The organism is Alkaliphilus oremlandii OhILAs, assembly GCF_000018325.1.
Taxonomy (GTDB): Bacteria; Bacillota; Clostridia; order Peptostreptococcales; family Natronincolaceae; genus Alkaliphilus_B; species Alkaliphilus_B oremlandii.
The window spans coordinates 2,101,700-2,127,383 of sequence record NC_009922.1; the positions used below are offsets into that span (position 1 = coordinate 2,101,700).

32 protein-coding genes, 3 tRNA genes and 1 other annotated feature are annotated in these 25,684 nt (G+C 32.3%); of the genes, 6 read left to right on the forward strand and 29 right to left on the reverse strand.

Annotation, left to right across the window (positions count from 1 at the left end):
• Positions 1 to 60: 60 nt before the first annotated feature.
• From thrS to ytxC, 3 genes are all read right to left on the reverse strand, one after another.
• Entirely contained in the window at positions 61 to 1,971 is a 1,911-nt protein-coding gene (gene thrS, locus CLOS_RS10310) for a threonine--tRNA ligase (protein ID WP_012159830.1), read from the reverse strand.
• 107 nt (positions 1,972 to 2,078) lie between these two features.
• Positions 2,079 to 2,292: a binding site (T-box leader), on the reverse strand.
• A gap of 80 nt (positions 2,293 to 2,372) precedes the next feature.
• Complete coding sequence (locus CLOS_RS10315; protein ID WP_012159831.1) at positions 2,373 to 2,975, reverse strand: DUF445 domain-containing protein; 603 nt, start codon at positions 2,973 to 2,975, stop codon at positions 2,373 to 2,375.
• 124 nt (positions 2,976 to 3,099) lie between these two features.
• Entirely contained in the window at positions 3,100 to 4,011 is a 912-nt protein-coding gene (gene ytxC / locus CLOS_RS10320) for a putative sporulation protein YtxC (RefSeq protein WP_012159832.1), read from the reverse strand.
• 255 nt (positions 4,012 to 4,266) lie between these two features.
• On the opposite strand from ytxC, the gene CLOS_RS10325 reads away from it, so the two are divergent.
• Complete coding sequence (locus tag CLOS_RS10325; RefSeq protein ID WP_012159833.1) at positions 4,267 to 4,524, forward strand: FeoA family protein; 258 nt, start codon at positions 4,267 to 4,269, stop codon at positions 4,522 to 4,524.
• Between the two features lie 22 nt (positions 4,525 to 4,546).
• A complete protein-coding gene (feoB, locus tag CLOS_RS10330; protein ID WP_012159834.1) occupies positions 4,547 to 6,484 on the forward strand; it encodes a ferrous iron transport protein B in 1,938 nt (645 codons plus the stop codon).
• A 106-nt stretch (positions 6,485 to 6,590) separates the two neighbouring features.
• On the opposite strand, the gene ltrA is transcribed toward feoB, so the two are convergent.
• The 5 genes from ltrA to CLOS_RS10355 all read right to left on the reverse strand — a co-directional run bounded on the left by ltrA (position 6,591) and on the right by CLOS_RS10355 (position 10,706).
• Entirely contained in the window at positions 6,591 to 7,856 is a 1,266-nt protein-coding gene (gene ltrA / locus CLOS_RS10335; protein ID WP_012159835.1) for a group II intron reverse transcriptase/maturase, read from the reverse strand.
• 187 nt (positions 7,857 to 8,043) lie between these two features.
• The gene (locus CLOS_RS10340) at positions 8,044 to 8,208 is read right to left on the reverse strand and encodes a hypothetical protein (protein ID WP_198006281.1); all 165 of its coding nucleotides are present in this window, start codon (positions 8,206 to 8,208) and stop codon (positions 8,044 to 8,046) included.
• A 694-nt stretch (positions 8,209 to 8,902) separates the two neighbouring features.
• Positions 8,903 to 9,184, reverse strand: a complete 282-nt coding sequence (locus CLOS_RS10345) for a ribosomal protein L7/L12 (RefSeq protein WP_012159836.1) — start codon at positions 9,182 to 9,184, stop codon at positions 8,903 to 8,905.
• 356 nt (positions 9,185 to 9,540) lie between these two features.
• On the reverse strand, positions 9,541 to 10,404 hold the full coding sequence (locus CLOS_RS10350; protein ID WP_156774436.1) for an IS3 family transposase: 864 nt from the start codon (positions 10,402 to 10,404) through the stop codon (positions 9,541 to 9,543).
• Between the two features lie 8 nt (positions 10,405 to 10,412).
• Positions 10,413 to 10,706, reverse strand: a complete 294-nt coding sequence (locus CLOS_RS10355) for a transposase (protein WP_012159746.1) — start codon at positions 10,704 to 10,706, stop codon at positions 10,413 to 10,415.
• Between the two features lie 105 nt (positions 10,707 to 10,811).
• On the opposite strand from CLOS_RS10355, the gene CLOS_RS16090 reads away from it, so the two are divergent.
• Complete coding sequence (locus tag CLOS_RS16090) at positions 10,812 to 10,994, forward strand: hypothetical protein (protein WP_242649569.1); 183 nt, start codon at positions 10,812 to 10,814, stop codon at positions 10,992 to 10,994.
• A gap of 402 nt (positions 10,995 to 11,396) precedes the next feature.
• Here CLOS_RS16090 and CLOS_RS16450 read toward each other — a convergent pair whose 3' ends face one another.
• From CLOS_RS16450 to CLOS_RS10410, 13 genes are all read right to left on the reverse strand, one after another.
• Positions 11,397 to 11,573, reverse strand: a complete 177-nt coding sequence (locus CLOS_RS16450; RefSeq protein WP_083757159.1) for a CPCC family cysteine-rich protein — start codon at positions 11,571 to 11,573, stop codon at positions 11,397 to 11,399.
• Positions 11,510 to 11,671: a hypothetical protein gene (locus CLOS_RS15935; protein WP_156774443.1), complete on the reverse strand. Its 162-nt coding sequence runs from the start codon at positions 11,669 to 11,671 to the stop codon at positions 11,510 to 11,512. The genes CLOS_RS16450 and CLOS_RS15935 overlap by 64 nt, the downstream gene beginning before the upstream one ends.
• Before the next feature lie 118 nt (positions 11,672 to 11,789).
• Positions 11,790 to 12,191 carry a GNAT family N-acetyltransferase gene (locus CLOS_RS10360; protein WP_012159837.1) on the reverse strand — a complete coding sequence of 134 codons (402 nt, stop codon included), beginning with the start codon at positions 12,189 to 12,191 and terminating at the stop codon, positions 11,790 to 11,792.
• 366 nt (positions 12,192 to 12,557) lie between these two features.
• Positions 12,558 to 13,046, reverse strand: coding sequence for a GNAT family N-acetyltransferase (locus CLOS_RS10365; protein ID WP_012159838.1), 489 nt, complete (start codon positions 13,044 to 13,046; stop codon positions 12,558 to 12,560).
• 621 nt (positions 13,047 to 13,667) lie between these two features.
• The gene (locus CLOS_RS10370) at positions 13,668 to 14,276 is read right to left on the reverse strand and encodes a lysozyme inhibitor LprI family protein (protein ID WP_012159839.1); all 609 of its coding nucleotides are present in this window, start codon (positions 14,274 to 14,276) and stop codon (positions 13,668 to 13,670) included.
• 365 nt (positions 14,277 to 14,641) lie between these two features.
• A complete protein-coding gene (locus tag CLOS_RS10375; protein WP_012159840.1) occupies positions 14,642 to 15,196 on the reverse strand; it encodes a GIY-YIG nuclease family protein in 555 nt (184 codons plus the stop codon).
• 371 nt (positions 15,197 to 15,567) lie between these two features.
• Positions 15,568 to 15,969, reverse strand: a complete 402-nt coding sequence (locus CLOS_RS10380; RefSeq protein ID WP_012159841.1) for a DUF6608 family protein — start codon at positions 15,967 to 15,969, stop codon at positions 15,568 to 15,570.
• Positions 15,970 to 16,405: 436 nt separating this feature from the next.
• Positions 16,406 to 16,624: a DUF4177 domain-containing protein gene (locus tag CLOS_RS10385; RefSeq protein WP_012159842.1), complete on the reverse strand. Its 219-nt coding sequence runs from the start codon at positions 16,622 to 16,624 to the stop codon at positions 16,406 to 16,408.
• Positions 16,625 to 16,966: 342 nt separating this feature from the next.
• Complete coding sequence (locus CLOS_RS10390; RefSeq protein ID WP_012159843.1) at positions 16,967 to 17,455, reverse strand: ferritin-like domain-containing protein; 489 nt, start codon at positions 17,453 to 17,455, stop codon at positions 16,967 to 16,969.
• Positions 17,456 to 17,740: 285 nt separating this feature from the next.
• A complete protein-coding gene (locus CLOS_RS10395; protein WP_041719249.1) occupies positions 17,741 to 17,977 on the reverse strand; it encodes an FYVE zinc finger domain-containing protein in 237 nt (78 codons plus the stop codon).
• Positions 17,978 to 18,295: 318 nt separating this feature from the next.
• A complete protein-coding gene (locus CLOS_RS10400) occupies positions 18,296 to 18,709 on the reverse strand; it encodes a RidA family protein (RefSeq protein WP_012159844.1) in 414 nt (137 codons plus the stop codon).
• Positions 18,710 to 18,884: 175 nt separating this feature from the next.
• Complete coding sequence (locus tag CLOS_RS10405) at positions 18,885 to 19,154, reverse strand: CD3324 family protein (RefSeq protein ID WP_012159845.1); 270 nt, start codon at positions 19,152 to 19,154, stop codon at positions 18,885 to 18,887.
• 438 nt (positions 19,155 to 19,592) lie between these two features.
• Positions 19,593 to 20,138 carry a hypothetical protein gene (locus tag CLOS_RS10410; RefSeq protein ID WP_012159846.1) on the reverse strand — a complete coding sequence of 182 codons (546 nt, stop codon included), beginning with the start codon at positions 20,136 to 20,138 and terminating at the stop codon, positions 19,593 to 19,595.
• A gap of 362 nt (positions 20,139 to 20,500) precedes the next feature.
• Between CLOS_RS10410 and CLOS_RS10415 the strand changes: the two genes are divergently transcribed.
• On the forward strand, positions 20,501 to 20,794 hold the full coding sequence (locus CLOS_RS10415; protein ID WP_012159746.1) for a transposase: 294 nt from the start codon (positions 20,501 to 20,503) through the stop codon (positions 20,792 to 20,794).
• A gap of 8 nt (positions 20,795 to 20,802) precedes the next feature.
• Positions 20,803 to 21,666, forward strand: a complete 864-nt coding sequence (locus CLOS_RS10420) for an IS3 family transposase (RefSeq protein WP_156774445.1) — start codon at positions 20,803 to 20,805, stop codon at positions 21,664 to 21,666.
• Positions 21,667 to 21,748: 82 nt separating this feature from the next.
• Here CLOS_RS10420 and CLOS_RS10425 read toward each other — a convergent pair whose 3' ends face one another.
• The 7 genes from CLOS_RS10425 to hslO all read right to left on the reverse strand — a co-directional run bounded on the left by CLOS_RS10425 (position 21,749) and on the right by hslO (position 24,774).
• Positions 21,749 to 21,967, reverse strand: a complete 219-nt coding sequence (locus tag CLOS_RS10425) for a hypothetical protein (RefSeq protein ID WP_041719251.1) — start codon at positions 21,965 to 21,967, stop codon at positions 21,749 to 21,751.
• Between the two features lie 369 nt (positions 21,968 to 22,336).
• Complete coding sequence (locus CLOS_RS10430) at positions 22,337 to 22,639, reverse strand: hypothetical protein (RefSeq protein WP_041719253.1); 303 nt, start codon at positions 22,637 to 22,639, stop codon at positions 22,337 to 22,339.
• A 328-nt stretch (positions 22,640 to 22,967) separates the two neighbouring features.
• Positions 22,968 to 23,276, reverse strand: coding sequence for a hypothetical protein (locus CLOS_RS10435; protein WP_041719256.1), 309 nt, complete (start codon positions 23,274 to 23,276; stop codon positions 22,968 to 22,970).
• Between the two features lie 231 nt (positions 23,277 to 23,507).
• A tRNA-Cys gene (locus CLOS_RS10440) sits at positions 23,508 to 23,581 on the reverse strand.
• 23 nt (positions 23,582 to 23,604) lie between these two features.
• Positions 23,605 to 23,680: transfer RNA gene (locus tag CLOS_RS10445), tRNA-Phe, on the reverse strand.
• Positions 23,681 to 23,756 (reverse strand) — tRNA-Val (locus CLOS_RS10450).
• Between the two features lie 118 nt (positions 23,757 to 23,874).
• Positions 23,875 to 24,774: an Hsp33 family molecular chaperone HslO gene (gene hslO / locus CLOS_RS10455; RefSeq protein WP_012159849.1), complete on the reverse strand. Its 900-nt coding sequence runs from the start codon at positions 24,772 to 24,774 to the stop codon at positions 23,875 to 23,877.
• A 225-nt stretch (positions 24,775 to 24,999) separates the two neighbouring features.
• Here hslO and CLOS_RS10460 point away from each other — a divergent pair, with 225 nt between their 5' ends.
• A complete protein-coding gene (locus CLOS_RS10460; protein ID WP_012159850.1) occupies positions 25,000 to 25,263 on the forward strand; it encodes a YciI family protein in 264 nt (87 codons plus the stop codon).
• 209 nt (positions 25,264 to 25,472) lie between these two features.
• Here CLOS_RS10460 and CLOS_RS10465 read toward each other — a convergent pair whose 3' ends face one another.
• On the reverse strand, positions 25,473 to 25,673 hold the full coding sequence (locus tag CLOS_RS10465; RefSeq protein ID WP_012159851.1) for a cold-shock protein: 201 nt from the start codon (positions 25,671 to 25,673) through the stop codon (positions 25,473 to 25,475).
• Positions 25,674 to 25,684 lie beyond the last annotated feature (11 nt).

Here is a 25,684-nt window from a genome sequence, read left to right on the forward strand (position 1 = left end):
ATAGTAAACACAGAATAAGAACCATGTGTTACTATTTTAGGAGCATTTATTTTCTATACTTTACTTCTTTTCTTTTATTTCTTGAACTAGATCTTCAATGAAACTTTCTACTTTTACAGCACCTACTTCGCCTCTGTCTCTAGATCTTACTGCAACTTCTCCTGCTTCCATTTCCTTGTCGCCGATTACCAGCATATATGGAACTTTAGAAAGCTGGGCTTCTCTTATTTTGTAGCCAATTTTTTCATTTCTGCTATCTACTTCTACACGAATACCTCGGGCTTTCATTTCTCTTTCGAGTTTGATTGCGTATTCATGATGTTTATCTGCAATTGGTAATATTTGAACTTGAATTGGGGCCAACCACGCTGGGAATTTGCCTGCATAATGCTCTATTAAAATAGCAATAAATCTTTCAACACTTCCAAAGATTACTCTATGAAGCATAATTGGTCTATGGTTTTCTCCATCTGCACCGACATAGTTCATATCAAATCTCTGTGGCATTTGGAAATCTAATTGAATTGTTCCGCATTGCCATGTACGGCCAATGCAATCTTCTAAATGGAAGTCGATCTTAGGTCCATAGAATGCGCCATCGCCCTCATTGATTTTATAGGATAATTCTTTTTCATCCAAAGCACCTTTTAAAGAGCCGATTGCTAACTCCCACTCTTCATCTGTTCCCATGGAATTTTCTGGTCTTGTAGATAATTCTATATGATACTTAAAGCCGAAGATATTATATACATAGTCTACGAAATCAATGATTCCGATGATTTCTTCCTTAATTTGCTCTGGTAATACAAATAAGTGAGCATCATCCTGTGTAAAGTTGCGAACTCTCATCAATCCATGTAAAGCACCGGATAATTCATGTCGATGAACGATACCCAACTCACCCATTCGAATTGGGAAGTCTCGGTAGCTGTGTTTCTTTCTATTGTACATTAATATGGAGCCTGGACAATTCATTGGTTTTATGGCATAATCCCCATCATCGATCTTTGTAAAGTACATATTTTCTTGGTAGTGATCCCAGTGTCCAGATTGTCTCCAAAGTTTTTCATTTAAAATAATTGGTGTTTTTATTTCATCATACCCACGCTTTACGTGCTCTTCTCTCCAGAAGTTTTCCAATGCATTTCTTAAAACCATCCCCCTTGGATGGAAGAAAGGGAATCCTGGTCCTTCTTCTTGGAGACTGAATAAATCTAGTTCTTTTCCAAGCTTTCGATGATCTCTTTTCTTCGCTTCTTCTAATCGATTTAGATGTTCTTCCAAATCTGATTTTTTAGTAAAGGAAGTTCCATAGATCCTTTGAAGCATCTTGTTCTTCTCACTACCTCTCCAGTATGCGCCTGCAATGCTCAATAGCTTAATGGCCTTTACTTTTCCTGTGGAAGGTACGTGAGGACCTGCACAAAGATCTGTAAATTCACCTTGGCGATAGAAAGATATGACTTCATCCTCTGGCAAGTCTTGGATTAACTCTACCTTATAGTCTTCCCCTTGTTTCTTGGCAAATTCTATAGCTTCGTTTCTAGGAAGTACGAACTTTTCTAAAGCTAAGTCTTCCTTCACGATCTTTTCCATTTCTTTTTCAATTTTAACTAAGTCCTCTGGTGTAAATACATGCTCTGAGTCAAAATCATAGTAGAATCCATTGTCCACAGATGGTCCAATGGCTAATTTTGTGCCTGGATATAATCGCTTAACAGCCTGAGCCAATATATGAGAACTAGTATGACGTAGAAAATCCTTTCCATTCTCATCTTCAAATCTTAAAATATTTAACTCGCAATCTTCTTCGATCTTTGTCATTAAATCTACTTTTTTACCATCTAATTCTGCACCTGTAGCGACACGTGCCAATCCTTCACTAATTTCTTTTGCAAAATCTAATATCGATGTTCCCTTTGCTACCTGACGAATTGAACCATCTTTTAATTTAACATTTACATTTGACATATTATTTCCTCCATTCTTAATAATTTTGTATTTTAAAAGTATAACTCTCATCCATTGAATATTATTCTATTTTTGGGTAATAAAAAAATCCCTCATCCTATTAAAACGAATAGGACGAGAGATACATTCCCGCGGTTCCACCTAAATTGATAACTCCACTTTAAGGACGATAACGTAGTCAACGGTTATCCTTTCACTTTACGCTACTCAGTAACAGCTCCAAGGTAGTTTTCAATTATCCATGTATAGAAGCACTTCCAGCTTTTGTGCTTCCTCTCTAAATACTGGGTTTAATTTACTCGTCCTTTTCAATGCTAAAGTATTAAATTATCAAGTATTTATAACAGTATATTTCATAGAAATATATTTGTCAATATATTTTAAAGGGTCCTTTGAATTTTCTAAAAAAATAAAGTGATAATTCCTTGGAAGATACCAATCATAAAGCCCAAAATTCCACCCAATACTTCAATATGCTTCAATTCTTTCTGAGCGATCCGAATAATAATGCCTTCCATTTGTGCCATATCAAATTCGTTTACCTTATCCTCTACCATTTTGCTAATTTCTATACTTGAACTGGCTTTTTTTATAGAGGTCTCTATTAAATCATCAATTATTTGTTCTCCCTCTTTGTCGATGACATCGTTCACGTATTTTGAAATCATTCCTTTAAATGTAGATGGGATGATGGACGGTAGTTTCTCCGACACAATTTCAGTGATCTTTCCTTTTAAAAGGGCTATAATTTCACCTTTGTTGCTACTAGTGATCAATTTATTCATAATCTCATCTACGGATAATAGCTCTTTTTCTATGGTTTCACCGATACTTTTAGCAATTTCAGTTTTTCGCTTTGGTATCAGTCCTTGAAATTGAAAATTGATTATAGGAATGGCAACTGGCTCGAAAGGTCGAAATAACATTTTAATCGCCAGATAATTTGTAACCCAACCGATAACTCCTCCTATGGCAGCTAATATCATCAATTGTAATGCCCACATATGTTCATCTCTCCTGTGCATAAACTAATTCAGATGCCTACATCTCAACATCATAGAAAGCATTATACCACTATATGAATATCTTGTCCATCCAATAGACAAACCCCCATGTTGGGGGTACCTTTTATTCTTTATGAATGTTTATGGTGCAGCCACATAATTCACAACTATTGCAGCAGTGTACTTTTTCTGGAAATATCTTTTCTAAAGTCTGGATAATTTTTCCTCGATTGAATCGAGGTAGATTGTGAACCAATATTTCTTTAGGGGCGATGGTGATTAGGGCACTGATCAGCAGATCATCTTGATTGATATTATTCTCCGCAAGCTCCGCAGCTACACTGTTTACATAATCATTGTTTAATGGTTTTCTATATTTATCGTAAAGTTTAAATCTTTTTCCTTCATCAAAGATTACATGAATTTGATCTACTTTAGACTCCTGAACATCAACAAAATATTTTAATAGTTTAATAAACTCATTGTATTCCTTATCTACGAGAAAATCCTCCACTGCTTTCTCCACAATTTCATTGATTTCCAATAGATAATCTTTTAGTCTAAATAATACAAAACCTTCCACGTTGATTTCATTGTTATCATCTAAGTAATCGATTAAGTTATTCAGTATTTTAGACTTCATACTAACGGTATTTGGTTTTGATATAAAGCTATCCGCATTTTCTTCACTTAATATATTGATTGAGTTTCGAAAAATCTCTGATCGTTCTCGAACATCAAAATAACAGTAATCTGTACTTATAATGTATTCAATTAAATTGGGTTCCTCTACTTCCAATATATATTCACAAATCGCATTGGCGATACAAAATTTAAATATATTGATGAAGTCTTTAATTGGATACTCTTTTATACTTTTAATGTCGACGCTATAATTTATATAATAAAATGGTTCGAAAAAATATAACCGCTCTTGTAAATCTACACCTTCTTTATGGAAGGACTCTAACACAGGTTGTATTTTTTCTTTTATTTTATTCGGATTTTTTTCTGCTAAAATTGATAAAAGCTCCAATTGTCATCACTTCCTTTCGATGTAATAGTAGTATATGCCTAATTCATAATACTATTCTAAGGATATCATTACATAATTATAAAAATAATCCAGCTACTGATCCTCTTCTTGTTTATACCCTAAAATGCTCCAATCTATTTATATATGACCTTTTTATTTTGAATTTTTTACCTCGGACAAATTTCATATGTTCTGCTTACAACATAGAGTATATAGGGGAAATTTTATTTAAATATAAAAAAGCTGGGGGATGCTATGAAAAATAAAGATAAGTTTGAAAATCCTACACGTCTTTCTAAAACAGAAGCAGGAGATACCGTTGAAATCGTTGAGCTTTTATCTATGGGATTACAGAGAAGAAGAATGCTGGATTTAGGACTGCTTCCCGGAACTGTCATTGATGTAATTCGAAAAAGTCCTTTAGGAGATCCTGTTGCTTACAATATTCGTGGTGCATTAATTGCTTTACGTCAGGAAGAATCGGATAAAATTTTAGTCAAATTCATACAATAATTTATTTGTTGGAGGTGGAATTATGGGGTTAAGTTCACAATCCTGTGGAAAGTCGGCATTGAATGAAAGTTTTAATATTAAATTAAATAGTGATGATGAATTTGTCATTGCACTGGCCGGAAATCCTAACGTTGGTAAAAGTACAGTATTTAATGCCTTAACAGGATTGAATCAGCACACAGGTAATTGGCCTGGAAAAACGGTATCCAATGCTAGAGGAAGCTATACTTATCGAGATAAAAAATTTATTTTGGTTGATTTGCCCGGCACATACTCTTTATCACCAAATTCTGTAGAAGAAGAAATTGCCCGGGACTTCATCTGCTTGGGCAATCCCGACGCCACCATCGTTGTCGTCGATGCCACTTGTCTTGAGAGAAATTTAAATCTTGTCCTTCAAATCATGGAACATACAAATAATGTTGTTCTTTGTGTGAATCTTATGGATGAGGCGAAAAGAAAAGGAATTCGAATCGATTTGGAAGCTCTAGAGATAGAGCTTGGCATTCCTGTAATCGGTACATCAGCAAGAAAAAAGGAAGGCTTGAATCTTTTAATTGAGAGAACTTATAATGTTATTTTAAAAGAGGAAATTGTCTCCCCTAAAAATATTGCCTATAAGGATGCAGCAGAAACTGAAGATGCTGTACTCCAGATGATCTTTAATAGAGCGGAGGAAATCGTAAAATCTGTAATCACCGTGAATCAAAATCAGGAGCATCGCAATTTTGATAAAAAGTTAGATGATATTCTAACATCAAAATACATTGGATTTCCGATCATGTTTTTATTATTAGGTTTTATATTTTGGCTGACTATCGCTGGAGCAAATGTTCCATCGCAGATGCTTTCAAATTTATTCTATCGAGTAGAAATAAAATTAACGGATTTTTTTATGTCCTGGGAATCCATCCAGTGGCTTCACGGCATACTCGTTCTAGGTGTTTATCGAACATTGGCTTGGGTCATATCCGTAATGCTGCCACCCATGGCCATATTCTTTCCTTTATTTACATTATTAGAAGACTTGGGGTATTTGCCTCGGGTTGCCTTCAATCTAGATAAATTATTTAAGAAAGCAGGTGCCCATGGAAAACAATCCTTAACCATGAGTATGGGATTTGGATGCAATGCCGCTGGAGTCATTGCCTGCCGAATTATTGAGTCACCACGAGAAAGACTGATTGCAATCCTTACAAATAATTTTGTTCCTTGTAATGGTCGTTTTCCAGCCTTAGTCGCACTATCCACGATATTTATCGGTGGTTTTGTGTCCAATAGGGCAACAACCTTAGCTGCTTCTTTCTTTGTATGTATTTTAGTTTTACTAGGAATCGCAACAACATTATTGGTATCCTATTTGTTATCGAAAACAGTTCTAAGGGGAATTCCATCTTCCTTTACCTTAGAACTTCCACCTTATAGAAAGCCGCAAATTGGCAAGATTCTTTATCGCTCTCTTTTAGATAGAACCATATTCGTTCTGGGTAGAGCAATTGCTGTTGCAGCGCCAGCAGGATTATTCATATGGATATTGACAAATATTCAGATCGGCGATCAAAGTATATTAAACCATGCTGCTGAATTATTACATCCATTTGCTACTGCAATTGGTTTAGATGGCTTTATATTAATGGCATTTATTTTAGGCCTACCAGCCAACGAAATCGTATTGCCCATATTAATTATGAGCTATACATCTGGTGGATTTATGGTGGAATTAGATAGCCTGTCAGCAATGAAAGAACTATTTCTCGCCAATGGCTGGACTTGGTTAACCGCATTAAACTTTATGATATTTTCATTGCTTCACTTCCCTTGCGGTACTACTCTATGGACCATAAAAAAAGAATCAGGAAGTATCAAGTGGACACTCTTAGGAGCAATACTTCCCACAGCAATTGCAGTTATTGTATTATTCGTCATAACTCAAGGTGTTCGGATATTTTCTATCTTGTAAGATCATATCGAGTAGCTAGAAAACAGGATAATTAGTCCTGTTTTCTTTGCTCTCACAGAACCGGACTTACGTTTGCCGTATCCGGCTCTTGAAGTTTCTCTCCGAATTAATAGTAATTCGACAACAAACCAACGTCGTACTTTGCTATGTCAATTAGGCCAAGTTCCTCAAATAGCTTATTTGGAAGGAGCATATGCACAATGTGGACATTGGAATTTTTCCACTTCGTGACTGCCATCTTTTCTCCATTGCCTTTGATACCTTCTTTTCTCATATCTTTATGCATAGCCTTATAAGTTTTCCATTGCTTTAGCTTTATCATTCTGAGCCTTCTTCTTATCCATCCCATCAGCTTTTCTACAAGCTTTTTGATATTGGCTATTCTGTAGTAGTTAATCCACCCTCTTATTACAGGATTGAGGTCTTTAATTATATCTTCTAGTTTTCTTCCTGCATTCCTTTTGGTCTTACTACGAACTTTATCTTTGAATCTTTCAATTCTTTTAGGATTGACTCCTAGCCACTTATCCTTTATGACAAACCCTAGAAACTCGACACCTTCATTCACGTTAGTAAGTTTGGTTTTCTCATTATTTACCTTCAGTTTTAGTTCGTTCTCTAAAACTTGTGTGGCATACGCTTTGTAATTTCCTGCTGTTTTCTTATCTTTTGCAAAGATTAGAATATCATCAGCAAAACGTACGATCCGGATACCTTTACTCATCATTCTTTGATCAAACTGATTCAGGTATATGTTGCTAAGTAATGGTGAGATGACTCCGCCCTGCGGGCTTCCAACTTCTGTTCTAGAAAAGTTATCACTATGCATTACTCCCGCTTTTAAGAATTTCTCAATTAGCTTTAATACACGCCCATCACTGATTCTTTCTGATACTGCTTTCATCATAATTTCATGGTCTAGGGTGTCAAAACATTTACTTAGATCCATATCTACCACATGCTCTAAGCCATATTTATTCATGAAACGTTCTGCTTTTGCAACTGCTCCATGTTGTGAATGATTCGGTCGATATCCATAACTTGATGGATGGAATGTCTTATCAAAGATTGGCTCAATAATATTTACAATGGCTTGCTGAACTACTCTGTCCTTTACTGTAGGGATTCCTAGTAATCTTACACCACCGTCTGGCTTTTGGATTTCTACTCTCCTTACTGGACTGGGTTCATATCCGTTGGTTTTCAGTTTATCATGAAGAAACTCAATATTCAGTTCTAAATTTAAATGAAAGTTAAAAACAGTTTCCCCATCAATTCCAGGGGCTCCATTGTTTTTCTTTACATATTTAAATGCAAGTTCTAGATTTTCTTTTCGATATATTTTATCGATAAGGCTGTACCATTTCCTCATGATTTTCCCTCCTTTGTTGCTGCATCTTCCGTTATTTCTTGTTCAAGCTATACGTTTTTCATTAGAGTCCCTTGACGTTTCTAGCTCTATGGCAATCTTATCTTCGGCTTGTCTAATTACTTCATATCTATGTCGTCGAGATAGCTCGCAAGTTGTTTTATGCCAGCTATTCGTACCTTCCGGCATTTCAGCCTTCATTTAACACCTTTGCCCTTACTTGAAATCCTTTCCAATACACTTTGAAACCTCTTTCGCCCTTCGCATCTGCCATAAGCTTTTGACCTATGTCAGCCACATCAACAGTGTGATGTGTCACCTGAGTTTTATCCTCCATAGGATTACTCCATTTCATTGGCTCAGATTTTATCACTACTATGGCTTCATCTGCATACTGCACCCTAGTTTAATTCCTTGCTTTCGCTTGTGAACTTAACCTACAGCATCGAGTACAGTACTTCCAAGGTTAAGTTGCTCCGCCTGTTACTAAAACGACCATCCAAACACATGTAGCTAAGCTAATATTAGGACGTTCCTACTTTTTGCAAGGTTATCCGCTACACATGCCAACACTGGTTTACTTTCGCTCCGTTCCAGCAACCGCCATCGGTTTCCTTCAGACCCTCTCGTCGCCGAAAACGCCCTTACTTACAGCTTGTCTTCCCATTAGCTAGGTGACAGGTTGTCTTTCAAACCATCGGCTCGGCAACATGCCTCGCAAACAAAAAACCTCGCCATTTCTGACGAGGTTTAATAAAGGGGGATTAAAAGTTTTGTTATCTCTTTACAAAATTAGTATACTAGCTTATGTTTACATCTAGGTTACAGTTATATGTCATTTTGATTACATTTTATTGATAGATTTCAAAATTAAAATTATTCATTGAGCTCACAATAAAAAAAGCGGCGTAGAATAAAGAACGGCGCTTTTTCTTGTGCGAAAATAAATTTTAATGATACTTGTTGGAAATATTGAAGAATGCATCTTTTCCTTTAGTTATATTATCTAATAATTTTTTTTGTTTTTATTAATTTTCTTAAAATTAATATTATAAACTATCAATATAATCCTTCGCTTCCCTTAGCTCTATTCCTGTAGCATCTCTTAACTTCTTTATTGCTTTAATTTTTTCATTCCCCTTAACAAGTCTGATTAGTTCTTCCTTTAACTCATCACCTATGTACTCTCTGCTCAATTCGGGTAGTCCTATATATTCTATAATTCTGTCTAATTTTGACTCTACCCGTTTTTGGTTCTGCTGTAATGCATTGATATTTACATTTAAGATAAGAAATACAACAATTATTAAGCCTACATATGCATATTCCATATAGCATCCATCTCCTTTTTATATATTTATATATTTATGAAAAAATAAATTACATCCCTTCAAATTCAGTAAATACACGATAGATTCCTTTGACCACACTGTTCCACTAATATAACCTTCGAATAAGAAAATTATATCATATTTTGTGTGTTATTATAGTAATTCTCTAATTTTCATATTGCCTCGCAATATCCGTATCACTTCTTATTACCTAAAGAATATACTATAGGTAGAACATCTTATTGAGGTGATGAATATGTTGAATCTTTCCAATACAAATCCAGATACATTGCTTCTTATCTCTGGTCTTCTGTCAAGAAAACGGACAATAAAAACTTGATATATTCTTGAATCGTCTAACCAACATATTTATCCTCGAAATCATATGGTGAAGACATCTCGCAATAACTGTGAATTCTCTTTGTATTGTAAAATGCTTCGACATATTCAAAAATAAGTTCTTGGGCATGACTAATATGCCTTATGACGAATCTGTTGAGCCATTCTCTTTTTATTAGAGCATGAAAAGACTCAATTACAGCATTGTCCCAAGGGGTTCCCTTTTTTGAATAGCTTCGAATAAATTTGCCTGCTGGTGTTGCATCAATATACGCTTTTGATACATATTGCACACCTCTGTCACTGTGAATAATTATCGGAGTATCTAATTTCCTAGATGATTTCGCTTTGTTAATGGCTCTTAGTACTCCTTCCACACAAAGGGTATCTGAGAGGTGCCAGCCTATAACTCTTCGTGAGAATAGATCCATTACTGTTGTTAAGTAAACGAACTCGCTTACTGTCCATACATAGGTAATGTCTGTTACCCAAACGGTGTTAGGTGCGTTAGGTGAAAAATTTCTATCTAGAATATTTTTAAGTTTATTATCAAAATCTGGATCAATTGTCGTCCTTTTGTATGGACTTACCCAGATTGCCTTAATTCCTAGCTCACGCATATAGTTTCCAACAGTTTTCTCTGCGATAACGTAACCTCTGCTTCGCAGTATAGATGTAATTTTGGGTGCTCCATATATTTGTTTGGATTCATTGTAAATCTCTATAATTTCTTGTTTAATCTGCTGTTTTCTAATTTTTTGATTTGAATCTTGCCTTTTCAAGTAATCATAGTATCCAGAAGATGAAACGCCTAGCACTTTAAGCACACTGTTAACTGAAATCTGGCGCTTCTTAGATGATTCTTCTACTTCTTTGTAGATTGCTTCAGTTAATCTTTGTTCAGTATGCCTATGGCCTTTTTTAGTATTTCAAGTGCATCTTCCTTATCTCTTAGTTCTTTTTTTAGTCTTGCAATTTCTTTTTCTGCATCTGATGAATAATTGCCAGAACCTCTATGATTTACTACACCATCATTCTTCTTGGCATTTTGAATCCAATTATTAAGACCTGTGGTGCTAATTTTTAGATCCTCTGCTGCTTCTTTGATTGATTTGCCAGATGAATAATAATAATTAACTGCATCTTGTTTAAACTCTGCGCTGTACTGTTTTTTAGTTCCCATAGTAATCTCTCCTTGTCTGATACACTTATTATATCAAATTCAAGGACATATCACGTTTAAGTTCTACGTTTTTTATTCTACCATCACTCCACATTAATTTCCATTTTGATATCTCAAGATTTAAATAACGATCAAATTAACGTTCTAGGTAATGTTTTTGCTCAAATTGGTGCCAGCTTACTTACTAAAGCTGCTCAACAACAAAGTTTACAGTCTAAAGAAGATATAAAAAATCAAATTGAAGATATGGAAAAACAGCTTGAAAATCTTAAACGGCAATTATGTTAAATCGGATATTCTTCATTAGGTACAACTAAATACACTCGCTATATGGGCATCCGTTCCCTATTGAAATAATATCCCCTCTCTTTTATGTGGTGCAATAAATCTTTTCTACTTTGCTTCAAGTCAAGATTAAATGCCATACAAACCCATTATATCTTTGTAAAACCATTACTTAGGACGACCTATATTCCTTTTGCTACAGTCTATCGCTTTTCCTTGTCACTTAGATGATTTAGAGTTAATGTAGTCAAGATTTCTTTTATCTTTTTCATGTTATGCAGTAATCTTGGATGCGACATAAAATACCGTAAAATTCGTTTCTCAATAATACGGTATTAAAGTAGAATATTTTATTTTTTAGTTATTACGCTTTAAATTGATGATGCGAAACAAAAAAATTCATATTTATAGTAGCTTCCAATTATTATCTCTTATATCATTCTTATGAGGTCTTCTTACATATTTAATCATTTTCTCTTCACATGCTCCGAATTTCAAAAAATTTTCCTGTCCTTGCTTTAATGAAACTCGGTTTGCTCCGCCTTCGTAATTAGGGTCATCAAACTTGCAACATATACAAATTTCTCTTTATTTATGCCGTAAGTTCCTGCAAATCCTAACCCGATAATTCCATAAGAAGCAATCACTAAATATGCCTTATTGAAATCAAAAGGAGACATAATCAGTTATAACCTTGTAATTTGACATAAAAAATACCGCAAATTCATTTCTGAATAATACGATATTTGAATCATTATTAATTTATATCGTTGCTACATCTATTAAAAAGATTTTGAACTATCTATATCTATAAAAGCGGTTATTCTCATTGTATATAAATCCGAACTTTTTATAGAACTTATCAAGTTCACTTATGGCAATCAGCCCAATAATAGTACCTTCTTTACAATTGCTATCAATATAATCCATAATTTTTTCCATAATTAATGTACCAATTTTTTGCTCTTGGTATGATGGTTTAACCATTATGTCTTGTATATAAAAAACTGTTCCTCCGTCTCCAATAATTCTTCCACACCCAACTATATTGCCTTGGTCTTCTACACAAACACAGTAAATTGAATTATCTAATCCTGTTTGAATTGCATCATATTGCATTACCTTCCAGCCAATAGACTTCCTTAGTTGAATATATTCTTCAAGTGATGGTTTTCTTTCAATTACATCTATGCTCTTCATCTCCTGATTCACTCCATTTCAAGTTATAATTAAAATCAATTTTGCCGTCTTTACTACTTTGACTTATCACACAAAATTTACACCATATCAATGATTTCATTATGATTTTCTAATTCTGATACAATAAATCCTTTTATAGCTAATTTTATACTTTTATATTGATACATTGTTTTGCCTCGTTATTAATTATAGCGGCACGCTTTTCTACAAATAAATAACTACTATACACTTTGTCAGTGTCCATCTTTCATCTATTGTACACTAAGAGGATCGTATGAAATTCTTGCTAGTTCCCAGCACCTATATCTTTCAATCAAGACTTTATTAAAATACTGATATTGTTACACCTTAAAATTTTTTAGATTATTAAAGCTTTTTTTCAAATTGTGCTATTCTTATACCATCTGGCATAGTCTTTACTTCTACTAAATTAAATCCGCAACTTGTATACAACTGCATTAGATAATTACGGTCTTCATAACAATCTAATCTTATTTTCTCTTTTCCAGCTATTTTAGCATATGCTTCAGCCCATTTTATCATTTTCTGTGCATTTCCTTGTCCTGTGTATCCATCTTTAACAACAATTTTGTGAATGTAATAAGCACCTAGATGGCTATTAGCTCCCCAAAAGAACTCATCCCTTTCCACTAAAATAAATCCACCTATAGGGCTGTTATTTAAATATGCTATAAAGCACTCCGGGTCATTATATTTTTTTATGAACTTCGATTTTTCAAGAAATTCCATGTTCCACATAGGCTTCCCAATTTTATTTAACCACTTAGCCTTTTCCCGATACATACTCAACAGGTTTTCCAATTTGTCGTAACCAATCTTCTCAATTTTCAGCATGTTTTATTCTCCTAAAATTAATTACTCATCATATTTTCTATAGAGCAGACTCTTGCAGAGGCTTTATAACATTTGAGTAGTTTTTTTATTTTGACATCATCTAATCTGCCTGATGTAAAATATCTTTGAAATCACTTTTTAAAATACATCTTCAGGTAATGCCTTTAGAGCTTCTATTATAGTTGATACTCCTGGCCAATTTAAATCGTTAATTAATTCTCCTTATTATTGTCATGCATTTTTTATTTAAGATGACTTATATATTAAGAAAATTATACCATATTTTCATATTGCTACAATGCGTTCTCAAATTTTCAATACCGTACCATTCAGTTTTCAAAGAACATTATTTCTTATCTAAATATTAATAGTTACGTCCCATTATTTTCAGGATATGCTACAGCTGGAATCTTGATCTGCGGGTTACTATTAGCTGCAGTCTTATTCGATCTAAATCTTGTAATGAGACATAAAAAATACCATAAATTCAATTCCGAATAATATGGTATTAGGATAGAATATTTTGTTTTGTAGTTATTGCTCTTTAATAAGATAATGTGCCTTAACCACAGATGTAAATTTACTATCTGAGTAACTTTCATAAGGTTGACTATCTATTTTTCAATCCATCATATACTCTCTAACTAATTCATAACATCTTTTTTTAGTTGATTCGTATAAAGATACCTTATATGCAACAAATTCAAAAGTTCCTCCCTTATATTGAGACGCTTCCTTATCTGCTGCAGCTTCCTTCTGTTCTATCCATTTAACCTGTTCAGTTTGTAAATTTTTCATTATTTCTGGTGATAATTCTTTCTTTAATAAAGAATAAATCTCATTTAATGCTTGATCATACATATCATAGGATTTTCCGTAATAGTTTTTCATAGCATTTGTTACTCCAGCATCGGAGTCCTTTTTTTCTGGTAAGGCATCTAGTTCTTTTTGGATGTTATCTAATTTTTCTAGAAACTCTTTTCTTATCCCCTCTATTTTTACTACTGTATTTGTTGTACCATCTTCTTGAATATTTTCATTTTCTTTTTTATTATCTACTAAAGTTGTTTTATCCTTATTATCAACTTTGTCCAGATTATCTTTTACTTGCTGACTTTGTTCTATTTCACTTGCAAAATTTTTATTTTCTTTGCTGTATTTTGTGCATGCTATCAATGTAGGTGTTGATAATGCTATGATTATAAAAAGTACAATCTTTTTATTTTTCATTAATACTCTCCTTTTGAATTTATTGAATATTACTACCAATATAATTTTAAAACATAACACTTGTTATGCATTTCACATCTAATCTGATTTATTCGATAAGAAAATTATACCACACTTTCTATGTTATTATAGAGAATTTACGCTTCTAATACCGTATTATCCAGTTCTCAAGAAACATTATTTGAATTTTAAATTTGAGTAGTTATGTCACATTACTTTTTATTAGATGCAACTGCATGTAAATCTTGTATTGCGACATAAAAACACCGTAGAATTCATTTCTGAATAATACGGTATCTTATGGTTATCCCTTTTTATCATTATCAAATCTATTATAAATAATACGAAACAAGTATATTGAAATTTTAGCTATTTGCAAACTCTCTACAATATGTCCTCATATCTTTAAGTAATTGCACTCGACTTGGATTATTAACTATATTAAACAAAGGAGTACGTAATTCTATTAATTCTTTTTCTATTTTGCCTATATCCTTTGGAATTTGAATCCAACTTACTTCAAGGTGTTTATTTATCCAATTAATTATAGATACTTCATCTGATTTATTAAACTTATAATTACTTTTACGTTTCGTATTCTTAAGAGAGCCTTTAGGCGGTAAATAGCCTAAAACTGTACCCAAACTTCTAAAAAAAGTGCCATGTTCTTTAGCTCTTAATTCTTGGCATAATCTTTTTTTTAATGTACTTTTATCTGATTTTCCAATATATAAAATTGGATTGTTCCGTTCAAGAAATATCGATTGAATTTCTCCTTCAAAACCACTATTTTTCATATCAATAACTTTAATACAATAAATCCCAGTTTCTTCAGGTAAAGTCATTTCATCTATTTTTTCTGCTGGAATAAATCTATCTGGTTCTAACAATTTTTGGTTTATCTCTTCTAATTCGCTCATCAACATCACCTCAATTTTTAAAATGAAAACGAAACTATTTATCGTAAAAAACTATTATGACGATTTGCAAAGGACATATTTTGTTAAGTATGATAATCATTTTATTTCGCAATATGTACTAATGTAATTAATCTAACAAGCAAATTATACCATATTTTCTATATTGTTATAGTAAATTCTTGTTTTTTAATACCGCATTATTCAGTTTTCAAAGAACATTGTTTGTATTTTCAACCTTAATAGTTATGTCGCATTTTTTTCATTAGATGCAACTTCATATAATATTTGTAATGCGATATAAAAAATACCGCATAATTCATTTCTGAATAATACGGCATACTATTTGAATATTTAGTTTTATAATCATGACGTTATACATCTAATGCCTGCTTATCCGTTTTCCTTTTACTTTTAAAAATTATTACTGTAGCAATAATAATAAATGGAATTGTATAATTAAGAAAAACATCCCTATAAGCTGTTTTTGACAATTCAGTAAAGAAGCCTAAAAAATATATAAGTAAAAATATACACCCTGTGGATAATATATATTGAACCAAAGCCCTTAAATAGATATTTCTTATTCTTATCTTCTTGAAAATAACAATAAATATAATAGCTATAATACATATAGCCATTCTTAATAAAATATGGGAATTTGTATCATACTCAATACCTTGAGTTAGTTGCCTGATAGAGCTAATAACAGTAGTAATAGTAAACAAAATACAAATATAAGAAATAACAGAAATAATTTTTTGTCTTGTTTTCACTTTTTCACCTCTTTCAATTTATTCCTTTCTGCCCTAATATTATATATTTATAGATTTTTTCATTATATTTTTCTCAGCTTGATTTTACCTTATTTTTGATGTTTATTTCCACTAGTTCGATTTATCTTATAAGAAAATTATACCATATTTTCTATATTATTATATTAAATTTCCATTTTTAATACCGTATTATTCAGTTTTCAAAGAATATTTTTCACATTTATAATTTTAATAGTTACGTCGCATTTTTTTCATTAGATGCAACTTCATATAATGCTTGTAATGCAACATAAAAATACCGTAAAATCCATTTCTGAATAATACGGTATTAAATAAAATATTGATGTTTAATTGTTGTTACGCCTTAAAAATAAAATGCGAAATAAAATTCATTTTATTTATTTTATATTGTAGCAAAATGTGTCATTAATAGAAGTTATACATTCGATCTATTTTTATTTCTTTCAAAAATTATCTGATATTTATAGGCAGCCAAGACACCCATTTTTTCGTTTGGTGGAATTACAACTTGAACTAATCGCCAACCATCAGCTGCCTCTTTTAAAATTATTTCTTGGCAGTCTTTAAAACTGTCACCTATCTTTGTTGAAAAATTTCTCTTAATTGGAACTTCTATAAATTTATATTCGTACATATTGCCCCTCCATATTTTCCATTTTTTAAATAATTTCATTTCACATAATTTATCTAATCCAAATTACTTAGTAAGCAAATTATACCATATTTTCTATATTGTTATAGGGAATTTATGTTTTTAATACCGTATTATTCAGTTTTCAAAGAACATTTTTCGTTATTTAAATTTTAATAGTTATGTCGCATTTTTTTCATTAGATGAGGATAAATTTTGTAATACGACATAAAAAATACCGCTTATTCATTCCCGAACAATACGGTATTCAAATATGAGGTTCATATTTTTTAGTTATACTCTTTTAAAAAAAAATAGACTGGAATACATTTCGAAAACTATAAATTAGTCTGCCTCTTCTTCAAATAATATAGGTATTCTCATAGCATGTTTTGCTTCATCCGTACGAGTGTTAAAAAATAAATCTTGCAAATATTTATTTGGCGCCATCAAATACTCCTTCCCGTACTTTTCATAATCGTTGGTTTCAGCTATTACCCTTATCTTTAATGCCTCTTCATAATCTTCAATCACAATAGGCTTTAATGGTTGTGGCATGTAGTATCTACCAGTTATCATACTATATGCTCTTTGAAAGTTTTCTGCATGTTTAGCTTCATCCATACCAAATTCCATTATTAAATCTTTTGCTCTTTGAGTAGGGGCAAATTCAGCTAGTGCATAATAATAGGCAGAATCTTGTAATTCATCCTGAATATATTCTTCTAGTCTAGGAATTAACTCCTGAAAATAGTTGTTATTGTTATACCCACAATTCAAGTAATTGTTATTTGAACACTTGTTATTTTGATAATAATTATAACTTTGATACACTTTTATACACCTCCTAATACATACTATTCTAGCTATACATTAGAAGTTACATTGTTGACATTTGTTACTCTCAATTATTTGTTATCGAAATTAAAATTTTTTTAATACCGGTTACTATTAGGTGCAGTCTTCTTAGATTTAAATCTTGTAATGCGACATAAAAAATACCGTAAATTCGTTTCTAAATAATACGGTATCTTAAAAATTATTTAGTTTTGTAGTTATTATGCTTTATAAAAAGAATATGCAACATATTATAGTCCTAAGAAAGCGCTCATATCTTAATTATTCTAATGCGCAGCCACATTCTGGACAATACTTCGGTTTTTTACCTCGAATATTGAAAGGCTTTTTACAGTTTGGGCATTTGTAGAATATGAATGCTTGCACTAAGCTACCCAACATCAAGATAATGCTTATATATACAATCAACCCTATTTCAATTAAAGCTCCTATAATTCCTACAACAATACCTGTCCAAAGCCCCACACTTATAACTAAGTAGCTTTTATTATAATCCAAAATTCCTCACCTCACAAAATGTAAATAATCTTTGTTCACATTTTTCTACTATTCAACAAGAAGATTATACCATATTTTTTACATTATTGTAGTAAAATTCTATTTTATAGTACCGTATTATTCAGTTTTCAAAGAAGATTATTCATATTTTTAACCTTAATAGTTACGTCGCACTTTTTTCATTAGATGTCGCTAAATTTTGTAATGCGACATAAAAAATACCGCAAATTCATTTTTGAATAATACGGCATTTTAAATAATTATTCATTTTTATCGTTGCTACATCCAATAAGAGCGGAGCAAATTCCTACACTTCTATCATTTTGTATTGTTTTCTACCGCTGCTACTGCTTCAATTTCCACCAATTGATTTGTATATCCTAATACTGTAACTCCAGATAAGGTACTTGGAACACCATGATTACCAAACTCTTTTCTTATTGCTTCCCATGCCGTTACCAAATCTGACTGGTCGTGAGATGCTACAAGAACCCTAGTATATACTATATCTTCCAAAGTAGCCCCACAATCCTTCAGTGCTTCCTTCAAATTTTCTACACAAAGTTTTGCCTGAAGCTCATAATCACTCAAGCTGGGTACTTCTCCGTTTTTATTAATGGGGCATGCTCCCGCCAAAAATAATAAATCCATTCCCGAAGGTATACGTCCAGCATAAGCATAATCTACTGGGGCTAAATTTGTAGAATGAATTAATGATATTTTTTTATTCACCTTGCTTCTCTCCTTTATTATAATATCTACGAGAAGAGTTACAAATTCATTTTCAAATGAATTTCATCTCCAATATCATTTTAAAGCTTCTGCATTTTTTAAGAAAGAGAATAATCATTTCTATATCATCTTTTATACAAAAGCTACCACACATTACAAAAGTGGTAGCTTCAACTTATTTATCTTTTTTATATATAATTTTCTTAATACTACTATCTGAAAGAAAGAATTCTTCCGCTAGATTGCTAATTGATTGCCCACCTATATATTGGTTTAGTATCTTTGCATTTCTGACTTTTAGATAATCTCGACTTTTAGATTTTTCACCCCATCTTTTTCTCTTTTCAGGAGGGGAAGGGATGTACACATATTCACCTTGAATATACTTTTGAATTTCTTTAACTAAATGATCTGGTAATATTCTATCAATTCTTACATATTTCACAAAACTCACTTCCTTAAGTTTATTGTTTAATTAAGGAAACAAAGTCTTTATATGTATGAATTTATTTATCTAAAGCGACTGAATATCTATCCCTGTGCAAATTGTCGCCCAAACTCATACTTACAGACTTTGCGCAGGGTATTTTAATCATTTTTCGATCCATGAGATTAATATCCATGATATCACACTCCTATTTGTATTAAATTAATTATATTCTTTATTAAAGGATACGCGATTCATTGCTAATCTAACTTATCACACAAGAAAATTATACCATATTTCTTGCATCGTTGGAGAAGATTTCTATTTTAAACACCGTAAAATTCATTTCTGGCTATTACCGATTGAGTAGAATATTTTATTTTTTAGATGTTCACTTTAAAAGATACCGTGTCATTGATAAAAGATAACTTATTGAACCTATCAAGCTGATCTTTTTTATAAATATTGTAGTATCATTAAAAATATTGCTCCTAATATTATTAATGAACATCCTAAAGTAGGGAATACCGTTAAGTTGATTGCTTTAATTCTAGTTCTTAATTCTACTTTTAATTCTTTATAAAAAGGTAGCGTTAGGATTTCTGTTAAATTAATTTCTACTGAATTTAATGATTGTCTATAGGATATTTGTTTACTATCATAATCTTCTAAGATCACAGTATTTTTATCTTCATAAGATAAATTTTTTTCCTCTAAAATATCTATAAGTGTGGAGGATACCATTTTTTCATTAATATTAGTTAAGGTATACCTTCCTCTAGATATTATAATAACTAATGCAAAGATAAGTAAAATACCAATAAATAGAAGTGGAAATCCATAGCCCATCTCCATTAGCTTTATAGTAGGATTTAATGTGCTCATAAAAAATATAAATATATTTAAGTACCCTCGCTTCACCATAAATTTTCTTCTAGTTAATAAAATCAGCCCGTACAGTATCACCAAAACTCCTGAAATCGTAGCCAAAGTATAAAACATTATCACCTCTCCTTTCTCAAGTTTCCACTCATATGTTTAAAAAACTTATAACGCATTTTATATTTAATATAATTTATATATCAAGAAAATTCTACCGTATTTTCTATATTATTGTAGTAAATTCTTGATTTTTTAACACTATATTATTCGGTGCTCAACGCATCTCATTCGTATTTTAAATTTTAATGATTACGTCGCATAATCTTTATATTATATAGCGTGCTTAAACTTTGGAATAAAAAAATACCATATATTCACATCTGAATAATACAGTATTGATGGTAGAATAAAAAACGTAGAACTTAAACGTGATATGTCCTTGAATTTGATATAATAAGTGTATCAGACAAGGAGAGATTACTATGGGAACTAAAAAACAGTACAGCGCAGAGTTTAAACAAGATGCAGTTAATTATTATTATTCATCTGGCAAATCAATCAAAGAAGCAGCAGAGGATCTAAAAATTAGCACCACAGGTCTTAATAATTGGATTCAAAATGCCAAGAAGAATGATGGTGTAGTAAATCATAGAGGTTCTGGCAATTATTCATCAGATGCAGAAAAAGAAATTGCAAGACTAAAAAAAGAACTAAGAGATAAGGAAGATGCACTTGAAATACTAAAAAAGGCCATAGGCATACTGAACAAAGATTAACTGAAGCAATCTACAAAGAAGTAGAAGAATCATCTAAGAAGCGCCAGATTTCAGTTAACAGTGTGCTTAAAGTGCTAGGCGTTTCATCTTCTGGATACTATGATTACTTGAAAAGGCAAGATTCAAATCATAAAATTAGAAAACAGCAGATTAAACAAGAAATTATAGAGATTTACAATGAATCCAAACAAATATATGGAGCACCCAAAATTACATCTATACTGCGAAGCAGAGGTTACGTTATCGCAGAGAAAACTGTTGGAAACTACATGCGTGAGCTAGGAATTAAGGCAATCTGGGTAAGTCCATACAAAAGGACGACAATTGATCCAGATTTTGATAATAAACTTAAAAATATTCTAGATAGAAATTTTTCACCTAACGCACCTAACACCGTTTGGGTAACAGACATTACCTATGTATGGACAGTAAGCGGGTTCGTTTACTTAACAACAGTAATGGATCTATTCTCACGAAGAGTTATAGGCTGGCACCTCTCAGATACCCTTTGTGTAGAAGGAGTACTAAGAGCCATTAACAAAGCGAAATCATCTAGGAAATTAGATACTCCGATAATTATTCACAGTGACAGAGGTGTGCAATATGTATCAAAAGCGTATATTGATGCAACACCAGCAGGCAAATTTATTCGAAGCTATTCAAAAAAGGGAACCCCTTGGGACAATGCTGTAATTGAGTCTTTTCATGCTCTAATAAAAAGAGAATGGCTCAACAGATTCGTCATAAGGCATATTAGTCATGCCCAAGAACTTATTTTTGAATATGTCGAAGCATTTTACAATACAAAGAGAATTCACAGTTATTGCGAGATGTCTTCACCATATGATTTCGAGGATAAATATGTTGGTTAGACGATTCAAGAATATATCAAGTTTTTATTGTCCGTTTTCTTGACAGAAGACCAGTATTTTAGTCAGCTCTTGATTTTTATAATTAACTTAATCTTAACTGAATAATTGCATTCAAGGTTCCCAAGCAGCCAATGCAAATACTAGCCCATGCAATTCTTGTCCTCCATTTTCTTTTTTGACCTTTTAATGAAATTAAACTAACAGCTCCAACTATTATTAGCAGTATCCCTATAATTATATTTAGCTGAAGGTATACACCACCAAAAATATTTTCAAGCATGTTATCAATGGATCTGTCCATTATCTCACCCCTATAATTTTTATTTTTCCATCAGCATACTATATAACGGTTAGGTGCCATGATCTTCATTAGATGTAGGTAATATTTGTAATGCCACATAAAATAAAACACCTATTTTTAATTACTGGTAATTTTTATTTATATATATCTTTAGCGCTTTTATCATTAATATCATAGTATATATACCGAGTACCTTTAAGGCGAACCCCATAACTTCATATATTAAAGCTATAGATACAGCCATTGATGACGTAATATTTATTGATCCCATGAGTTTTTGTAATCCCCTCTCATATGTTAGGCATACTTCTTCTAATCTTATTTATTACAAATAAAAAGATATCTAGCCTCTTGGTATGTTCCTAAAGTTTATTTATTGTCATATTTTTCAATAATAATTTCACATGCTCTTAATAACTTATATAGCACTTCACATGATAATTTAAATGAAACAAATCCTACAATATATGTGCTAATAGTGTGAATTTTTGCCATAAAACGATTAAATTGAATTACCATAGAGTCTGGATTTATAGAGGTTTGTTGCATTTTTGATACAGCCAAAGAAAAACTGTATTTGTGTAATATAAAGATTATAAAGTATAATAATCCAGTTATTAAAATGTTGTTAACAATATTCTTCGCTTTCATATCTCCTATTTTAAACTTCATGGTCATTCCCCCTGTCCTTAATTTTCTCAAATGTTTTAAATTTTCATTAAACATTTTTATCCAGCCTATCGAACACGACAAGAAAATTATACCATATTTTCCATGCTAATGTAATAAAATTCTAATTTTCAGCACCGTATGATTCGGGGTTCAACGAGCATTATTCGTATTTTACATTTTAATAGTGATGTTGCACAATATTTATATTACACATTGATCTTATGCTTAGAATAAAAAATACCGTAAATTCATTTCTGAATAATACGATATTAAGCAAAACATTTTGTTTACCAGCTACTATACCTTAAATAGAAAACATCCCATTCCATTACCCTTCGCCATAATAACTTGCAACATATATAAAAACTTTTTTACTTACCTTCCAAGTGTATAGATGACCCTTGGTGGATTTTTCTACAGGAGGCGGAGTAAGTCTATAGAGCTTCGTATTTTCTTCCTGGAGCAACTTCTTATCGAGCGGACTATAGGGTTCATATTCTTGTATTTCTGTTGTAAATGCCGCTATTGGAAAACCATGAAAAAATATACTTGTTCTTAATGCTAAAGCCGGCATAGAATGCAATAATATACAAATCGAAACCAGTACTCCAATTACAACAATAGACTTTCTTTTCATCACGTGTTCCCCTCATAATTACCATTTTTATATCTTATAATTTATCTGTCCTGAGTTATCAATTAAGAAAATTATACCATATTTTCTTAATTGTTGTTTAATCAAGCAGTAGAATAACATAAATAAAAAAAAGCAGCCATTCTATCAAGAATTAGCTGCTTTTTTTGTCATTTTCAAATGGGTCTTTTAAAGATTTTACATCTTAGGAAAGTCCCAAAACCTGTATTTGTTTGGAGGCGACACCCAGATTTGAACTGGGGATAAAGGTTTTGCAGACCTCTGCCTTACCACTTGGCTATGCCGCCATAGCAATCGCACTGCATTATTTTGGTGCCCAGAGGCGGAATCGAACCACCGACACGGGGATTTTCAGTCCCCTGCTCTACCGACTGAGCTATCTGGGCTGGTGGGCGCAACAGGGCTCGAACCTGTGACCCCCTGCTTGTAAGGCAGGTGCTCTCCCAGCTGAGCTATGCGCCCAATGCAATGACAAAACTAAGTATAACACATTTTGCCATTCATTACAAACTCAACTTTCCATTAATTTTCTTGTTTTTTCCGTATTATGTTATCTTTACTTACGATTTCTCTTTTTTGCTTATATATTATTATTTTTATTTAGAATTTCACTACGTAGCTTATTTAAATGTTCTTCATCAAAATGATATTTCTTATTACAGAAGTGACATACCAACTCTGCTTGCTTATCTTCCTCTATGATTTCCGTTAATTCTTTTTCACCGATACTGATTAGTACCTGCTCTAATCGCTCCTCACTGCAATCACATACAAAATCTACATCGTATGTCTCTAAAATAACTGGTTCAAATTCACCTAAAATATGATTCAAGATTTCCTCTGGATCTTGTATTCTATCGATGATAGATGTAATCGGCTCTAAGGTAGATAATTTACTTTCTAGTTTTGTTAATGTCTCTTCCTCTATATTCGGTAATACTTGAATGATATATCCACCAGCTGCTTTGATGGTATAGTCCACATCCACCAATACACCAAGAGCGATTCCAGATGGTTGTTGTTCAGAAAATGCAAAGTATGCAGCAAAATCTTCAGCGATTTCTCCTGTACTCAAAGGATAAGTACCGATATAAGGCTCTTTTAATCCTAAATCCTTAACCACAGTAATCGTTCCGTCTGTTCCAACAGCACTTCCTACATCTAATTTTCCTGGATACAAATTACTTCCTTCTACATGCGGATGGGAAACATAGCCCTTTACAATTCCTTTAGAGTTTCCAACCACAACAATCGGTCCCAAAGGACCTCCACCGTTGATATTCACTGTTATTTTTTCTTTCTCTGATTTTGACATTAACCCCATCATCGATGTCGCTGTAAGCGTTCTACCTAAAGCAGCGATGGCCACTGGTGTAGCCATTTGCAATTCTTGAGCCTTTGCTACCATTTCTGTTGTATTGGCAACAAATACCCTTATTTGATTAGAGGCAGCAGTTCCTCTAATTACTGTATTTTTCATAGAATTCACCTCTTATAAATTGTTGATTTTTCAAAGTTTATAAAGAACTTCTTTAAGCGTCTAAAAAACATCATAACATAAAACATATTTTAAATAAAGACTTCTATATTTTTACCCGAATTGGAGAAAAATATCGGTCAATATCCATGTTCATTTGCAAGATTATATGTATAATATTAAATAAGGAATATTTAATCTTTTAAAAATATTAAAAGGAGTGGTTCAATGATTTTATATGCTGCCATATTAGAGATGATTGACCCAAAGAAGGATAACGAAATATTAGATATCCATAAGGCATATCTTCAAAGGCTCATAGAGGAAGGAAAAATTTTCGCCAAAGGACCCTTTACAGATCATAGTGGTGGTCTTGTAATCTATCGGGCAAACTCCTATGAAGAAGCTAAAGAAATGGCAGAAAATGATCCTGCTATATTACAGAATTCTCGAACCCTCATATTAAAGGAATGGCGTAGCAATATAGAATAGACATACGTGAGAAACGGAACGGAATAATTGTTTAAGCTCAATCAACGAAAAGAAAGAACCAGCGGTATTTTTTAAATATCACTAGTTCTTTTTGATTTCATTATTTCACCATGATACAAAAGTACTAATCTAAACATCTATGTAAACCAATTGGCTTCTAACGATTGTAGATTACATACCCCCATCTAATGCTGATGAAAACGATTGAACTATCCTCTTGTTACGTTCGTAGCTTGAGGTCCTTTATCACCTTGAACGATTTCAAAATTAACGGCTTGTCCTTCTTCTAATGTCTTGAATCCATCCATAGTGATTGCTGAATAGTGTACGAATACATCGTCACCATTTTCTCTTGAAATAAATCCATAACCTTTTTCTGAATTAAACCATTTAACTGTACCTTTTTCCATAAAAACTCCTC

Bases quoted from the DNA above. Each gene is read 5' to 3' on its own strand.
- thrS (WP_012159830.1), bottom strand. From the start codon at position 1,971: ATGTCAAATGTAAATGTTAAATTAAAAGATGGTTCAATTCGTCAGGTA.
- CLOS_RS10315 (WP_012159831.1), bottom strand. From the start codon at position 2,975: ATGTGGGCATTACAATTGATGATATTAGCTGCCATAGGAGGAGTTATC.
- CLOS_RS10325 (WP_012159833.1), top strand. From the start codon at position 4,267: ATGAAAAATAAAGATAAGTTTGAAAATCCTACACGTCTTTCTAAAACA.
- feoB (WP_012159834.1), top strand. From the start codon at position 4,547: ATGGGGTTAAGTTCACAATCCTGTGGAAAGTCGGCATTGAATGAAAGT.
- ltrA (WP_012159835.1), bottom strand. From the start codon at position 7,856: ATGAGGAAATGGTACAGCCTTATCGATAAAATATATCGAAAAGAAAAT.
- CLOS_RS10340 (WP_198006281.1), bottom strand. From the start codon at position 8,208: ATGAAATGGAGTAATCCTATGGAGGATAAAACTCAGGTGACACATCAC.
- CLOS_RS10345 (WP_012159836.1), bottom strand. From the start codon at position 9,184: ATGGAATATGCATATGTAGGCTTAATAATTGTTGTATTTCTTATCTTA.
- CLOS_RS10355 (WP_012159746.1), bottom strand. From the start codon at position 10,706: ATGGGAACTAAAAAACAGTACAGCGCAGAGTTTAAACAAGATGCAGTT.
- CLOS_RS15935 (WP_156774443.1), bottom strand. From the start codon at position 11,671: ATGTCTCCTTTTGATTTCAATAAGGCATATTTAGTGATTGCTTCTTAT.
- CLOS_RS10360 (WP_012159837.1), bottom strand. From the start codon at position 12,191: ATGAAGAGCATAGATGTAATTGAAAGAAAACCATCACTTGAAGAATAT.
- CLOS_RS10365 (WP_012159838.1), bottom strand. From the start codon at position 13,046: ATGCTGAAAATTGAGAAGATTGGTTACGACAAATTGGAAAACCTGTTG.
- CLOS_RS10370 (WP_012159839.1), bottom strand. From the start codon at position 14,276: ATGAAAAATAAAAAGATTGTACTTTTTATAATCATAGCATTATCAACA.
- CLOS_RS10375 (WP_012159840.1), bottom strand. From the start codon at position 15,196: ATGAGCGAATTAGAAGAGATAAACCAAAAATTGTTAGAACCAGATAGA.
- CLOS_RS10385 (WP_012159842.1), bottom strand. From the start codon at position 16,624: ATGTACGAATATAAATTTATAGAAGTTCCAATTAAGAGAAATTTTTCA.
- CLOS_RS10410 (WP_012159846.1), bottom strand. From the start codon at position 20,138: ATGTTTTATACTTTGGCTACGATTTCAGGAGTTTTGGTGATACTGTAC.
- CLOS_RS10415 (WP_012159746.1), top strand. From the start codon at position 20,501: ATGGGAACTAAAAAACAGTACAGCGCAGAGTTTAAACAAGATGCAGTT.
- CLOS_RS10425 (WP_041719251.1), bottom strand. From the start codon at position 21,967: ATGGACAGATCCATTGATAACATGCTTGAAAATATTTTTGGTGGTGTA.
- CLOS_RS10430 (WP_041719253.1), bottom strand. From the start codon at position 22,639: ATGAAGTTTAAAATAGGAGATATGAAAGCGAAGAATATTGTTAACAAC.
- CLOS_RS10435 (WP_041719256.1), bottom strand. From the start codon at position 23,276: ATGAAAAGAAAGTCTATTGTTGTAATTGGAGTACTGGTTTCGATTTGT.
- hslO (WP_012159849.1), bottom strand. From the start codon at position 24,774: ATGAAAAATACAGTAATTAGAGGAACTGCTGCCTCTAATCAAATAAGG.
- CLOS_RS10460 (WP_012159850.1), top strand. From the start codon at position 25,000: ATGATTTTATATGCTGCCATATTAGAGATGATTGACCCAAAGAAGGAT.
- CLOS_RS10465 (WP_012159851.1), bottom strand. From the start codon at position 25,673: ATGGAAAAAGGTACAGTTAAATGGTTTAATTCAGAAAAAGGTTATGGA.